Origin of the sequence: Streptomyces himalayensis subsp. himalayensis, from assembly GCF_013778455.1 — a bacterium.
GTDB classification, from domain to species: Bacteria; Actinomycetota; Actinomycetes; order Streptomycetales; family Streptomycetaceae; genus Streptomyces; species Streptomyces himalayensis.
Window position 1 is genome coordinate 1 of sequence record NZ_JACEHE010000031.1, and the last position, 13,565, is coordinate 13,565.

General features: G+C 70.7%; 10 protein-coding genes. 7 read left to right on the forward strand and 3 right to left on the reverse strand.

Translation table 11 applies throughout. From position 1 onward, the window contains the following. Nucleotides 1-230 precede the first annotated feature (230 nt). Nucleotides 231-1,175, reverse strand: a complete 945-nt coding sequence (locus tag H1D24_RS33865; RefSeq protein WP_181661557.1) for an HAD family hydrolase — start codon at nucleotides 1,173-1,175, stop codon at nucleotides 231-233. Between the two features lie 183 nt (nucleotides 1,176-1,358). On the opposite strand from H1D24_RS33865, the gene H1D24_RS33870 reads away from it, so the two are divergent. The 6 genes from H1D24_RS33870 to hemB all read left to right on the forward strand — a co-directional run bounded on the left by H1D24_RS33870 (nucleotide 1,359) and on the right by hemB (nucleotide 8,187). After that, complete coding sequence (locus H1D24_RS33870; RefSeq protein ID WP_181661623.1) at nucleotides 1,359-1,658, forward strand: glutaredoxin family protein; 300 nt, start codon at nucleotides 1,359-1,361, stop codon at nucleotides 1,656-1,658. 236 nt (nucleotides 1,659-1,894) lie between these two features. Beyond that, nucleotides 1,895-2,650, forward strand: coding sequence for a redox-sensing transcriptional repressor Rex (locus H1D24_RS33875; protein ID WP_181661558.1), 756 nt, complete (start codon nucleotides 1,895-1,897; stop codon nucleotides 2,648-2,650). Then, nucleotides 2,647-4,419: a glutamyl-tRNA reductase gene (locus H1D24_RS33880; protein ID WP_181661559.1), complete on the forward strand. Its 1,773-nt coding sequence runs from the start codon at nucleotides 2,647-2,649 to the stop codon at nucleotides 4,417-4,419. Before H1D24_RS33875 ends, H1D24_RS33880 begins: the two co-directional genes overlap by 4 nt. Then, the gene (hemC, locus tag H1D24_RS33885) at nucleotides 4,416-5,375 is read left to right on the forward strand and encodes a hydroxymethylbilane synthase (RefSeq protein ID WP_181661560.1); all 960 of its coding nucleotides are present in this window, start codon (nucleotides 4,416-4,418) and stop codon (nucleotides 5,373-5,375) included. Before H1D24_RS33880 ends, hemC begins: the two co-directional genes overlap by 4 nt. Continuing rightward, on the forward strand, nucleotides 5,372-7,048 hold the full coding sequence (locus H1D24_RS33890; RefSeq protein ID WP_181661561.1) for a bifunctional uroporphyrinogen-III C-methyltransferase/uroporphyrinogen-III synthase: 1,677 nt from the start codon (nucleotides 5,372-5,374) through the stop codon (nucleotides 7,046-7,048). The genes hemC and H1D24_RS33890 overlap by 4 nt, the downstream gene beginning before the upstream one ends. A gap of 146 nt (nucleotides 7,049-7,194) precedes the next feature. Further along, nucleotides 7,195-8,187 (forward strand): porphobilinogen synthase, encoded by a 993-nt coding sequence (gene hemB, locus H1D24_RS33895; RefSeq protein WP_181661562.1) that lies wholly within the window; start codon nucleotides 7,195-7,197, stop codon nucleotides 8,185-8,187. A gap of 66 nt (nucleotides 8,188-8,253) precedes the next feature. On the opposite strand, the gene argS is transcribed toward hemB, so the two are convergent. Then, entirely contained in the window at nucleotides 8,254-10,029 is a 1,776-nt protein-coding gene (gene argS / locus H1D24_RS33900; protein WP_181661563.1) for an arginine--tRNA ligase, read from the reverse strand. Between the two features lie 182 nt (nucleotides 10,030-10,211). Between argS and lysS the strand changes: the two genes are divergently transcribed. Then, complete coding sequence (gene lysS / locus H1D24_RS33905; RefSeq protein ID WP_181661564.1) at nucleotides 10,212-11,945, forward strand: lysine--tRNA ligase; 1,734 nt, start codon at nucleotides 10,212-10,214, stop codon at nucleotides 11,943-11,945. A gap of 67 nt (nucleotides 11,946-12,012) precedes the next feature. Here the strand turns inward: lysS and H1D24_RS33910 are convergent, their stop codons facing one another. Next, a complete protein-coding gene (locus tag H1D24_RS33910) occupies nucleotides 12,013-13,533 on the reverse strand; it encodes a DUF2637 domain-containing protein (protein WP_309484542.1) in 1,521 nt (506 codons plus the stop codon). Nucleotides 13,534-13,565: the final 32 nt, after the last annotated feature.

The following is a 13,565-nucleotide window of genomic DNA, read 5'->3' on the forward strand; positions in this document are numbered from 1 at the left end:
GGAGGGTGGGCACAACCCAGGTCGGACGGTGCCTGGCGCGTGAGGGTGCTCTGTACTGCAGAAGGTTGCCCTGCGTCGGGGTGACCGTGGCGTGTTGCCCGACGTCGCGGGGTGCCGCTGTGCCCACCCGTGCCGCCCTGGGGGCACCTCCCAGGCCCTTAAGGCACTGGGGGAGGCACGACTGCCCACAGCGGTGCGGCGTGGCTGCCCGCAGCGGCGGCTGCGCAGTGTCAGCGGCGGCGGCGGTGGATGGCGATGGCGGCTGCTGTGCCGCCGGCCACGGCGCCGACGCCTGCCGCGGCCGGGATGCCGACCTTCGCGGCCTTGCGGCCCGTGCGGTAGTCCCGCAGGCGCCAGTCCCGGTCGCGTGCGTGCTTGCGCAGCTTGGTGTCCGGGTTGATCGCGTACGGGTGGCCGACGAGCGACAGCATCGGGATGTCGTTGTGCGAGTCGCTGTACGCCGCGCAGCGGGAGAGGTCCAGGCCCTCGGCGGCCGCCAGCGCGCGTACCGCCTCGGCCTTCGCGGGGCCGTGCAGCGGTTCGCCCACGAGCTTGCCGGTGTAGACGCCGTCGACGGACTCGGCGACCGTGCCGAGCGCGCCGGTCAGGCCGAGTCGGCGGGCGATGATCGTCGCTGTCTCCACCGGTGCGGCCGTGACGAGCCACACCTTCTGGCCGGCGTCCAGGTGGGCCTGCGCCAGCGCGCGCGTGCCCGGCCAGATGCGCTCGGCCATGTACTCGTCGTAGATCTCCTCGCCGATGGACATGAGCTCGGCGACGCGGTGGCCCTTGACGATGGACAGGGCGGACTCGCGTACGTCCTGCATGTGATCCGGGTCCTCGACGCCCGCGATCCGGAACCAGGTCTGCTGCCAGGCGAACTTCGCCAGCTCGCGCCGCTGGAAGAACTTCCGCTTGTACAGGCCCCGGCCGAAGTGGAAGATCGCGGCGCCCTGCATCACGGTGTTGTCGAGGTCGAAGAACGCGGCGGCCTTGTGGTCACCGGCGACCGGGAACTCCGGCTCCTCCGCGACCTTCCCGGGCGCGGGGGCCGGGGCAAGCTCCTCCAGCTGCTGGGAGGTCTTGCGCGCTGCCTCCGCCGAGGCCTCGCCCGCCAGCACGCTGCGGGCCGTGGCGGAGCGCCTACGAGGGGTGAGCCATGCGAGAGCGGCCATGGCGTGAGCATAGCCAGTTCGCCCTGTGGTTCCGGAGTCAGGAGGATTCAGCGCTGTGAACTCTCTGCGACCGCGCAGTTAAAGGAGTGATCCGATGCCGGTCCGTCCGCGCGCCGCGAACGGCCGGCGCGCTCTGGGGAGGTCTGGTGCAGTGGGGTTCCGATGTCCGTCGGCCGGGCGAGAATGGCCCGTATGAGTCCCATTTTCGGGCGGGCCGACCGCCGTACGGAGAAGAAGGCGCCGCAGGACCGCCTCGTCACGCTGATCGGCAAGCCGGGTTGTCACCTGTGCGACGACGCCCGTGCGGTGATCGAGAAGGTCTGCGGTGAGCTGGGGGCGGCGTGGGAAGAGAAGGACATCACTCAGGACGAGGAGCTGCACCGCAAGTACTGGGAGCAGATCCCGGTGGTGCTGGTGGACGGCGCGCAGCACGACTTCTGGCGTGTGGCCGAAGACCGTCTCCGCCGGGCCCTCACGGAGTGACCCCGGCGGCCGGGCGAAACTTCATGATCACTACACCGATGCCCTCCGGCCAGGGACGAACCTGGCTGCGTGCCAGTTCCCGGAAGCCGCGCCGGAGCCGCGTGACCCCGGTCACTTTGGCCGGGCAAATCGGACACCATCTTTGTGCACGCGTTCACAAAGACATAGCCTGCTTCCGACGGGGCGGTCCTGGGACGTACGACCGCCCGCAGCCCCGCTCTACCCGCAGGAGCACCGTGGCAACTGGCCGAACTCACCGACCGGCGACCCGCAGCCGAGGGATTCCCGAGGCCACCGTCGCCCGTCTTCCGCTGTACCTCCGAGCACTCACCGCACTGTCCGAGCGCTCGGTACCCACGGTCTCCTCGGAGGAGCTCGCCGCGGCGGCGGGGGTCAACTCGGCGAAGCTCCGCAAGGACTTCTCGTACCTCGGTTCCTACGGGACGCGCGGCGTCGGCTACGACGTCGAGTACCTCGTCTACCAGATCTCCCGCGAGCTCGGCCTCACCCAGGACTGGCCGGTCGTCATCGTCGGTATCGGTAACCTCGGCGCCGCCCTCGCCAACTACGGCGGGTTCGCCTCGCGCGGCTTCCGCGTCGCCGCGCTCATCGACGCGGACCCGGCGATGGCCGGCAAGCCGGTCGCCGGGATCCCGGTGCAGCACACCGACGACCTCGAGAAGATCATCAAGGACAACGGCGTGTCGATCGGCGTGATCGCGACCCCGGCCGGAGCGGCCCAGCAGGTCTGCGACCGGCTCGTCGGCGCCGGTGTCACCTCCATCCTGAACTTCGCGCCGACGGTGCTGTCCGTGCCGGACGGCGTCGACGTACGCAAGGTCGACCTCTCCATCGAGCTGCAGATCCTCGCCTTCCACGAGCAGCGGAAGGCCGGCGAGGAGACGGCGGGCGAAGAGGCCGTCACCGCCTCCGTACCGAAGAACACGCCGAAGGGACCCGACGGGGACGTACCCGTCGTGATGCCGGCATGAGTCTTCTCGTCGTCGGGCTGAGTCACCGCACCGCTCCGGTGAGCGTCCTCGAGCGTGCCGCGCTGTCCGCGGACGCGCAGGCCAAGCTGCTCCAGGACACGCTGGCCGCGGAGCCGGCCGCCGAGGCCGCGGTGCTCGCCACCTGCAACCGGATCGAGCTCTACGCCGACGTGGACAAGTTCCACGCGGGCGTCGCCGAGCTCTCCACACTGCTCGCGCAGCACAGCGGAGTCGGACTCGAGGAGCTGACCCCGTACCTCTACGTGCACTACGAGGACCGGGCCGTCCACCATCTGTTCTCCGTGGCCTGCGGCCTGGAGTCCATGGTCGTCGGCGAGGGCCAGATCCTCGGTCAGATCAAGGACGCGCTCGCGACGGCGCAGGAGCTGCACACCGCGGGCCGCCTGCTGAACGACCTGTTCCAGCAGGCGCTGCGGGTCGGCAAGCGCGCGCACTCGGAGACGGGGATCGACCGTGCCGGGCAGTCCCTGGTCACGTTCGGCCTGGAGCAGCTCGCGGTCGGGGCGCCGGTCGGGGAGTGGGCCCGGGGCAAGCGCGCGCTGGTCATCGGCGCCGGTTCGATGTCCTCGCTGGCCGCGGCGACGCTCGCGCGGGCCGGGGTGGCCGAGGTGGTCATCGCCAACCGCACGCTGGAGCGCGCCGAGCGGCTCGCCCAGATCCTCGCGGAGCAGGACGACACGGAGGTGACCGCCCGCGCGGTCCCGGTCGACGCGATGGCCCAGGAGCTGACACGGGCCGACGTGGTGGTGTCCTGCACCGGCGCGACCGGTCTGGTCCTGACCGCGGACGCGGTTGCGGAAGCCGTCTCGGGCCGGGCGCCCGAGGGCTCCGGCGCCGGCTTCGGAACGGACGTTTCCGGTCCGCTCCCGGCCGGCCGCGCGGACCGGTCGGCCGCCGCGCACCGCGACGAGGGCGCGGCCGTGCTCAAGGGCGACGACGTATGCCCGGTGGACCTGTCCCCCATGCAGGGGGCCACGGGCTTCTCCATCATGGGCGAAGCAGCAGTGGCCGGCATGGACGCGGCCACGCTGGAGCAGCACGGAGCCTGGGTCGACAACGCCACGGCGGACCGTCGCGAGAGCCGCACCGCGGCGCCGGACCTGGGTGCCGACGCTGAGGCGATCGCCGCACTGGCCGCTGTCGCGGCCACCGCGGGGCGGGTGCCCGAGCGTCGCGGACCTGCCGCCGTCGCCGCGCCCGCACACCCGGTCGTCCTGTCGCTTCTCGACCTCGCCATGCCCCGTGACATCGATGCCGCCTCGCACCGGATCGCCGGGGTGCGGCTCGTCGACATCGAGTCGCTCGCCGAGGCCTCGGCCGACGCTCCGATGGCGGCCGATGTGGACATGGTGCGCGGGATCGTCTCCGCCGAGGTGGCCGCGTTCGGTGCCGCCCAGCGGGCCGCGCACATCACGCCGACCGTGGTCGCCCTGCGCACCATGGCCGCCGATGTGGTGGCGAGCGAGATCGCGCGCCTCGAAGGGCGCCTGCCCGGCCTCGACGACAAGGAGCGCGGTGAGATCACGCAGACCGTGCGGCGCGTCGTCGACAAGCTGCTGCACGCGCCCACCGTGCGGGTCAAGCAGCTCGCGGCCGAGCCCGGCGGCGCCGGGTACGCGGACGCGCTGCGGACCCTCTTCGATCTCGACCCGGAGACGGTTGCCTCAGTCTCCCGGGCCGACATGAACGACGCCGACGTCACGAGCGTCAACAGCGTCCAGAACGTCAAGAACCGAGGGCTGTCATGACCGAGAAGGCACTACGACTCGGGACCAGGCGCAGCAAGCTCGCCATGGCCCAGTCCGGGCAGGTGGCGGAGGCGGTGCGCCAGGTGACCGGACGGGACGTCGAGCTCGTCGAGATCACCACGTACGGCGACACCTCGCGCGAGAACCTGGCGCAGATCGGCGGCACCGGCGTGTTCGTCACCGCGCTGCGCGACGCCCTGCTGCGCGGCGAGATCGACTTCGCCGTGCACTCCCTCAAGGACCTGCCGACGGCGCAGCCGGACGACCTCGTCCTCGCGGCCGTACCGCAGCGCGAGGACCCCCGCGACGTGCTGGTCGCCCGCGACGGGCTCACCTTCACGCGGCTCCCGAAGGGAGCACGCATCGGCACCGGTTCGCCGCGCCGCATGGCGCAGCTCAACGCGTACGCCCGCGCGCACGGCATGGAGATCGAGACCGTCGCCATCCGCGGCAACGTCGACACCCGCATCGGATACGTCCGCAGCGGGGAGCTCGACGCCGTCGTGCTCGCCGCCGCCGGCCTCAACCGCATCGGCAGGATCGATGAGGTGACCGACTTCCTGTCGGTCGACACCGTTTTGCCCGCCCCCGGCCAGGGGGCACTGGCAGTCGAATGCGCCGCGGACAACGCGTCGCTGGCTGCCGCGCTCGCCGAGCTCGACGACCCGTACACCCGGGCCGCCGTGACCGCCGAGCGGTCCCTGCTCGCCGCCCTGGAGGCCGGCTGCAGCGCACCCGTGGGTGCACTCGCCGACCTTCTGGCCGACGGGCAGATTGTCAAGGAAATGCGCCTGCGCGGCGTCGTCGGGACCACCGACGGCTCGACGCTGGTGCAGCTGTCCACCACCGGTCCCGTGCCCGAGACAAACGACCAGGCAGTGGCGCTCGGTCGCGAACTCGCCACCGAGATGCTTGCCAAGGGCGCGGCCGGTCTGATGGGGGAGCGAGCACATTGAGCCCCACCGCCTCGAACCACCCAGCCGTTCCCGCACACGGGCACGTCACCTTCCTCGGTGCCGGGCCCGGGGATCCCGGGCTGCTGACACTCCGCGCCGTCGAAGCGCTGGCCGGAGCGGACGTCCTGATCGCCGAGCCGGAAGTGCTCGACGTGGTCCGCACCCACACCCAGCCGGGCGTGGCCGTCGTGGACACAGGCACGCCCCAGCTGACGGTAGTTGACGAGGCGTCAACGACCGTCGTACCCCCGGAACCGAGGGATGCGGCCAATCTTGTCATGGAGGCTGCGCGGGGCGGCAAGCGGGTCGTCCGTGCCGTCTCGGGCGATCCGGGGCTCGATGCGTACGCCGCCGGGGAGATGCTGAAGTGCGCCTCCGAAGGCATCACCTTCGAGGTGGTGCCGGGCATCGCCGCGGGCGTGGGCGTGCCCGCGTACGCGGGTGTGCCGCTGCGGGACGCGGAGGGCGCGGACGTGCGGTTCGTCGACGCCCGTACGGCGTCGGACCGCTGCTGGACCGAGGTCGGCACGTCCGACGGCACGGTCGTCGTCTCCACGACGCTCGACTCGGTGGCCGCGGCCGCGGCTGAACTGGTGTCCGCCGGACGTAAGCCGGACACCCCGCTGACGGTCACCGTCGCCGGTACGACGACGCGGCAGCGCACCTGGTCGGCGACGCTCGGCAGCATCGCGCAGACCCTGAAGCAGGCGAAGGTGCTGCCGTCGCCGGAGGGCCACCGGCCGGTCATAGCCGTCGTCGGCGAGCGGTCCGCGGCCGCCCAGCGCGACCAGCTGTCGTGGTTCGAGTCCAAGCCGCTGTTCGGCTGGAAGGTGCTCGTGCCACGCACGAAGGAGCAGGCGGCCTCGCTCTCCGACCAGCTGCGTTCGTACGGCGCCGTGCCGTCGGAGGTGCCGACCATCGCGGTCGAGCCGCCGCGTACGCCCCAGCAGATGGAGCGGGCGGTCAAGGGCCTGGTCACAGGACGGTACGAGTGGATCGCCTTCACCTCGGTGAACGCGGTCAAGGCCGTCCGGGAGAAGTTCGAGGAGTACGGGCTCGACGCGCGCGCGTTCGCCGGGATCAAGGTCGCGGCGGTGGGCGAGCAGACCGCCAAGGCGCTCGTCGCCTTCGGCGTGAAGCCGGACCTCGTGCCGAGCGGCGAGCAGTCGGCCGCCGGTCTCCTCGAGGACTGGCCGCCGTACGACCCGGTCTTCGACCCGATCGACCGGGTGTTCCTGCCGCGTGCCGACATCGCCACGGAGACGCTGGTCGCGGGCCTGATCGAGCTCGGCTGGGAGGTCGACGACGTCACGGCCTACCGGACCGTGCGCGCCTCGCCTCCGCCGGCCGAGACCCGTGAGGCGATCAAGGGCGGCGGCTTCGACGCGGTGCTGTTCACGTCGTCGTCGACCGTGCGGAACCTGGTCGGCATCGCGGGCAAGCCGCACAACGTGACGGTGATCGCGTGTATCGGGCCGGCCACGGCGAAGACGGCCGAGGAGCACGGGCTGCGCGTGGACGTGATGGCTCCCGAGCCGTCCGTCCACAAGCTGGCCGAGGCGCTGGCCGACTTCGGCGCGGCGCGGCGGGCTGCGGCGCTCGACGCGGGCGACCCGGTGACGCGGCCGAGCGAGCGGAGGCCGGGCGCGCGGCGTCGCCGGACCACGACGTAGCGGCTCGGCACCATGGGAGGCGGTGCCCCACGACGCGGGGCACCGCACGTCCACCGGAGCGCCTGGCACCGGTGCACGAATGGGCCGTATCCGGCCCGACAATGCGTCGGCAAAGGTGCCCTTGAGGCAGGCGTAGCGTAGTCGGCATGACGAAGTACGGTTCCTTTCCCGGTACGCGTCCCCGTCGGCTGCGCACCACCCCCGCCATGCGCCGCATGGTCGCCGAGACCCGCCTGCACCCGGCCGACTTCATCCTGCCCGCGTTCGTGCGGGAGGGCGTGAGCGAGCCGGTGCCGATCGCGGCGATGCCCGGGGTCGTGCAGCACACCCGCGACAGCCTGAAGAAGGCGGCGGCGGAGGCGGTGGAGGCCGGGATCTCCGGGATCATGCTCTTCGGCGTGCCGGAGGAGTCGAAGAAGGACGCCCTCGGGACCCCGGGAACGGACCCCGACGGGATCCTGCAGGTCGCCATCCGCGACGTACGGGCAGAGGTCGGCGACGACCTGCTCGTCATGTCGGATCTGTGCCTCGACGAGACGACGGACCACGGGCACTGCGGTGTGCTCGACGAGCAGGGCCGTGTCGACAACGACGCCACGCTCGAGCGCTACGCCGAGATGGCTCAGGTCCAGGCCGACGCGGGCGCCCATGTGGTCGGCCCCAGCGGCATGATGGACGGCCAGATCGGCGTCATCCGCGACGCGCTCGACCAGATCGGCCGCGAGGACGTCGCCATCCTGGCCTACACCGCCAAGTACTCCTCCGCCTTCTACGGCCCCTTCCGCGAGGCCGTCGCCTCATCCCTGAGGGGCGACCGGAAGACGTACCAGCAGGACCCCGCCAACGTACGGGAGTCCCTGCGCGAGTTGGCCCTCGACCTGGAGGAGGGGGCCGACATGGTGATGGTGAAGCCGGCGGGACCGTACCTGGACATCCTGGCGCGCGTCGCGGACGCCGTGGACGTGCCGGTGGCCGCGTACCAGATCTCCGGCGAGTACTCGATGATCGAGGCCGCCGCGGAGAAGGGCTGGATCGACCGGGACAAGGCGATCCTGGAGACCCTCACGGGCATCAAGCGGGCCGGGGCGCAGAACATCCTCACGTACTGGGCGGTCGAGGTGGCCCGGCAGCTGCGTTGAGTCGTATGACGTGCATGCCCCCGGCCGGAAGAGTCCCGGCCGGGGGCATTTTCATGTCGTGACAGGTCAGAGCCGCTCGGGCGTCCTGATGCCCAGCAGCGCCATCCCCTGGTGCAGCGTGCGCGCCGTGATTTCGCAGAGGAACAGGCGGTTCTCGACCTGGGCCGGGGTGTCCGCCTTGAGGACCGGGCACTTGTCGTAGAACGTCGTGTACAGCGACGCCAGTTGGTAGAGGTACGCGGCCAGCTTGTGCGGTGCGTACTCCGCGGCGGTCTCCGCTACCGTCTCCGCGAACTGGTCCACGTGCAGGCCGAGGGCCCGCTCCGCTTCGGTCAGTTCGAGCTCCGGGTGGGCGGCCGGGCGGGCGTCGCCGGCCTTGCGGATGATCGACCGGATACGGGCGTACGCGTACTGCAGGTAGACGCTCGTGTCGCCGTTCAGGGACACCATCTGGTCCAGGTCGAACTTGTAGTCGCGGTTCGCGGACGTCGACAGGTCCGCGTACTTCACCGCGCCGATGCCGACCTGGGTGCCCCGCTCGGCGATCTCCTCCTCGGACAGGTCCTGGGCCTTCTCGCGGACCACGGCCGAGGCGCGGTCGATCGCCTCGTCCAGCAGGTCCACCAGCCGCACTGTCTCGCCCTCACGGGTCTTGAACGGCTTGCCGTCCTTGCCGAGGACCGTGCCGAAGGCGAGCTGCAGCGCCTTCGTGTCGCCGTTCAGCCAGCCGGCCCGCCGTGCCGTCTCGAAGACCATCTTGAAGTGCAGTGACTGCCGGGCGTCCACCACGTACAGCAGGGTGTTCGCCTTGAGGTTGAAGACGCGGTCGCGGATCGCGGAGAGGTCGGTGGCCGCATAGCCGTAGCCACCGTCCGACTTCCGCACGATCAGCGGCACCGGCTTGCCGTCCGGGCCCTTGATGTCGTCGAAGAAGACGCAGAGAGCCCCTTCGGAGCGGACAGCGACGCCCGACTCCTCGAGCAGGCGGCACGTCTCGTCCAGCATGTCGTTGTAGCCGGACTCGCCGACGATGTCCGGGTCCCGGATCTCCATGTCCAGCTTCTCGAAGACCGAGTAGAAGTAGATCTTCGACTCGTCGACGAACCGCTGCCACAGGGCGAGGGTCTCCGGGTCGCCCGCCTGGAGGTCGACCACCCGGCGCCGCGCCCGCGTCTTGAACTCCTCGTCGGAGTCGAAGAGCGTCCGGGAGGCCTTGTACAGCCGGTTGAGGTTCGACATGGCCTCTTCGCCGGAGGCCGCGGTGTCCTCGGTGGCGGCCTTGTGGTCCAGCTCGTGCGGGTGCTCGATCAGGTACTGGATGAGCATGCCGAACTGGGTGCCCCAGTCGCCGATGTGGTGGCGCCGGACCACCGTCTCGCCGGTGAACTCCAGGATCTGGACGACCGCGTCCCCGATGACGGCGGACCGGAGGTGGCCGACGTGCATCTCCTTGGCCACGTTCGGCTGGGCGTAGTCGATCACCGTCGTGCCCGGCTCGTCCGCCAACGGCACGCCGAGGCGGCCCTCGGCGTCCGCGGCCCGCGCCGCCAGGTTCTCGGTGATCGCCTTGTCGGTGACCGTGATGTTCAGGAATCCGGGCCCGGAGACCTCGATCTCCTTGATCACGTCACCCGTGGTGACCTGGGAGACCACCTGGGTGGCCAGCTCCCGCGGGTTGGCCTTCGCCTTCTTCGCGAGCGCCAGGATGCCGTTGGCCTGGAAATCGGCCCGGTCGCTTCGGCGCAGCAGCGGGTCCGCGGTGCCGGCCTCCGGCAGGGCTGCCGAGAGGGCGTCCGCGAGGCGCTGATGGACTGAAGCGGTGAGGGACGTGACCGAGGCCATGGAGTGGGAGCCGTTCTCCTCGAGGTTCTGATAGACCCGGCCAGTATCCCACGCGCGGAAATGCGGTTGAAAAGCGGTTTTCGCTCCAGCGGCCGGACCTGGGAGAATGGAGCGGTCAGCTGTACTGGCTGTATCCCCGGTCAGCTTGTACTTGCGTATCAGGGCGTACGAGAAAGAAGGACGTGCCGATCGTGGCTCAGAGCACAGAGACCACCGACTGGGTCTCCCGTTTCGCGGATGAGGTCATCGCCGAGTCGGAGAGTCGCGCGCCTGGCAAAGCTGTCGTCGTCGCGTCCGGGCTGTCCCCCTCCGGCCCGATCCACCTCGGCAACCTCCGCGAGGTCATGACCCCGCACCTGGTCGCCGACGAGATCCGCCGCCGCGGGTACACCGTGCGCCATCTGCTCTCCTGGGACGACTACGACCGCTACCGCAAGGTGCCGTTCGGCGTCCCCGGCGTCGACGACTCCTGGGCCGAGCACATCGGCAAGCCGCTCACCTCCGTCCCGGCGCCCAAGGGCTCCGCGTACCCGAACTGGGCCGAGCACTTCAAGGCCGCGATGATCGAATCGCTCGCCGAGCTGGGCGTCGAGTACGACGGGATCAGCCAGACCGAGCAGTACACCTCGGGCGCGTACCGCGACCAGATCCTGTTCGCGATGAAGCACCGCGCCGACATCGACGCCGTGCTCGCCCAGTACCGGACCAAGAAGGCTCCGGCCAAGAAGTCCCAGAAGCCCGTCGACGAGGCCGAGCTGGAGGCCGCCGAGGGCTCGGGCGCCGCGGCCGAGGACGACGGCAGCAGCGCCGCCGGCTACTTCCCGTACAAGCCGTACTGCGGCGCGTGCGAGAAGGACCTCACCACGGTCACGGCGTACGACGACGAGACGACCGAGCTGACCTATGTATGCCAGTGCGGGCACTCCGAGACGGTCCGGCTGTCCGAGTACAACCGCGGCAAGCTGGTCTGGAAGGTCGACTGGCCGATGCGCTGGGCGTACGAAGGGGTGATCTTCGAGCCGTCCGGCGTCGACCACTCGTCGCCCGGTTCGTCGTTCCAGGTCGGCGGGCAGATCGTCGGAATCTTCGGCGGCAAGCAGCCGATCGGCCCCATGTACGCGTTCGTGGGCATCAGCGGCATGGCCAAGATGTCGTCCAGCAAGGGTGGCGTGCCGACCCCGGCCGATGCCCTCCAGATCATGGAGCCGCAGCTTCTGCGCTGGCTGTACGCGCGGCGCCGCCCCAACCAGTCGTTCAAGATCGCCTTCGACCAGGAGATCCAGCGGCTGTACGACGAGTGGGACAAGCTCGCCGCGAAGGTCGCCGACGGATCGGTGCTGCCCGCCGACGCCGCCGCGTACGCGCGTGCGGTCGGCACGGCGGCCGGTGAACTGCCGCGGACGCCGCGTCCGCTGCCGTACCGGACGCTGGCCTCTGTCGCGGACATCACCGCCGGCCACCAGGACCAGGCGCTGCGCATCCTGTCCGACCTGGACCCGGAGAACCCGCTGACGTCGCTCGACGAGGCGCGCCCGCGCTACGACAAGGCCGAGACATGGATCAACACCCAGGTCCCGGCCGAGCAGCGCACGGTCGTCCGCGACGAGCCCGACAAGGAGCTGCTCGCCTCGCTCGACGACCAGGGGCGTGAGTCGCTGCGCCTGCTCATCGAGGGCCTCGACTCGCACTGGTCGCTGGACGGGCTCACCCACCTCGTCTACGGCGTGCCCAAGGTCCAAGCCGGCTTCTCCGCCGACGCCACACCCAAGGAGCTGCCGCCGGAGATCAAGACCGCTCAGCGGACGTTCTTCGCTCTCCTGTACCACCTGCTCGTGGGGCGTGACACGGGGCCGCGGCTGCCGACGCTGCTGCTCGCGGTGGGCGCGGACCGGGTGCGGAAGCTTCTGGGCGCGTAAGGGTTGTACGAGGAAGGGGGTGCCCCGGTTTTCCGGGGCACCCCCTTCGTGCGTCTGCTGGGTGCGCTTACGCGATGTGCTCCGCGTCCAGTTCCTGCTGGTAGCGGGTGCGGAAGTCGCGGACGTACGGGCGGAGCGTGCTCTCCGTGAGCGGGCCGCCCGACTGGCCCGTCACGCCGTAGAGGTCCATCAGATACAGGCCGAACTGACGGGTGTTGGGGAAGTCCATGTGCTCGTTGACGTACTTCCGGAACGCGGCGAAGTACGCCTCCTCGCGCGACACGTCGTCCGGCAGGGCCGGGCCCTGGACGACCGCGTCCGCATCCGGGTCCGGGTTCGCGGAGTCCTCGTCCGTCTCCATCGGCTGCTGTTCGCCGCGGGGGGACGGGATCGCCACCTGATGAGTGGCAGCGCCCGGTGCCGCGCCGCCCAGGGGGCGGGTGCGGTTGGGGCCCGACGGGATCTGGATGCCGGACTCCTGCGGGGGCGCCTCGGCGGCGGGCTGCCGCTGCTGGTCCTCGTACCAGTCCTCGTACTGTTCCTCGGGCCCGTACGTCGGGTCGTAGGAGCCGTTTGCGTACGTCGGGTCGTAGTCGCCCTGGTATGCGGGGTGTTGTGGGGGTGCGAACCAGGGGTTGTCCGCTTCCTGGGTCGCCAGATCCTCGAGGTGCTGTGCGTCGTGGGTGCCCGGGAGTTGGACGGGCTGCCCGCCGTCGTGGGGTGCCGCTGTGCCCACCCTCCCCCGAGCTCTCGACTCCGCTCGAGCAGGGGGCACCCCCATCGCCCCAGCGGCACCGTTGCCCACAGCGGCGGCACCGTTGTCCGCAGCGGCCTCCAGCTCCCGGTAGTCCTGCACCGGGGCCGGGGCCGGGGCCGGGGCCGGAGGCAGCAACGCCGGTTCGATGCCTGCTGCGGCCAGGCCTGCCGGGGCCGTTTGCGCGAGTGGGACGCCGTAGCGGGCCAGGCGCAGCGGCATCAGGGACTCCACCGGTGCCTTGCGGCGCCAGGCGCGGCCGAAACGCGAGCGCAGCCGGGCCTGGTAGACCAGCCGCTCCTGCTCCAGCTTGATCACCTGCTCGTAGGAGCGCAGTTCCCACAGCTTCATCCGGCGCCAGAGGAGGAAGGTGGGGATGGGGGAGAGCAGCCAGCGGGTGATGCGGACGCCCTCCATGTGCTTGTCGGCGGTGATGTCCGCGATGCGGCCGATCGCATGCCGCGCCGCCTCGACCGAGACGACGAAGAGGATCGGGATGACGCCGTGCATGCCGACACCGAGCGGGTCGGGCCAGGCGGCCGCGCCGTTGAACGCGATCGTCGCCGCCGTCAGCAGCCACGCCGTCTGACGCAGCATGGGGAACGGGATACGTATCCAGGTCAGCAGCAGATCCAGGGCCAGCAGGACGCAGATGCCCGCGTCGATGCCGATCGGGAAGACGTAGCTGAACTTCCCGAAGCCCTTCTCGATCGCGAGCTCGCGGACAGCCGCGTACGAGCCGGCGAAGCCGATACCGGCGATGATGACGGCACCGGCGACCACGACTGCGATCAGTATCCGGTGCGTGCGTGTCAGCTGAATGGGCGCGGCCACCCGCACTCCCCTCCCTGCTCCACTCTTCGGCC

What these genes read in the sequence shown, in the direction of transcription:
- H1D24_RS33865 (WP_181661557.1), bottom strand. Translation starts at nt 1,175, where the DNA reads ATGGCCGCTCTCGCATGGCTCACCCCTCGTAGGCGCTCCGCCACGGCC.
- H1D24_RS33870 (WP_181661623.1), top strand. Translation starts at nt 1,359, where the DNA reads ATGGCCCGTATGAGTCCCATTTTCGGGCGGGCCGACCGCCGTACGGAG.
- H1D24_RS33880 (WP_181661559.1), top strand. Translation starts at nt 2,647, where the DNA reads ATGAGTCTTCTCGTCGTCGGGCTGAGTCACCGCACCGCTCCGGTGAGC.
- hemC (WP_181661560.1), top strand. Translation starts at nt 4,416, where the DNA reads ATGACCGAGAAGGCACTACGACTCGGGACCAGGCGCAGCAAGCTCGCC.
- hemB (WP_181661562.1), top strand. Translation starts at nt 7,195, where the DNA reads ATGACGAAGTACGGTTCCTTTCCCGGTACGCGTCCCCGTCGGCTGCGC.
- argS (WP_181661563.1), bottom strand. Translation starts at nt 10,029, where the DNA reads ATGGCCTCGGTCACGTCCCTCACCGCTTCAGTCCATCAGCGCCTCGCG.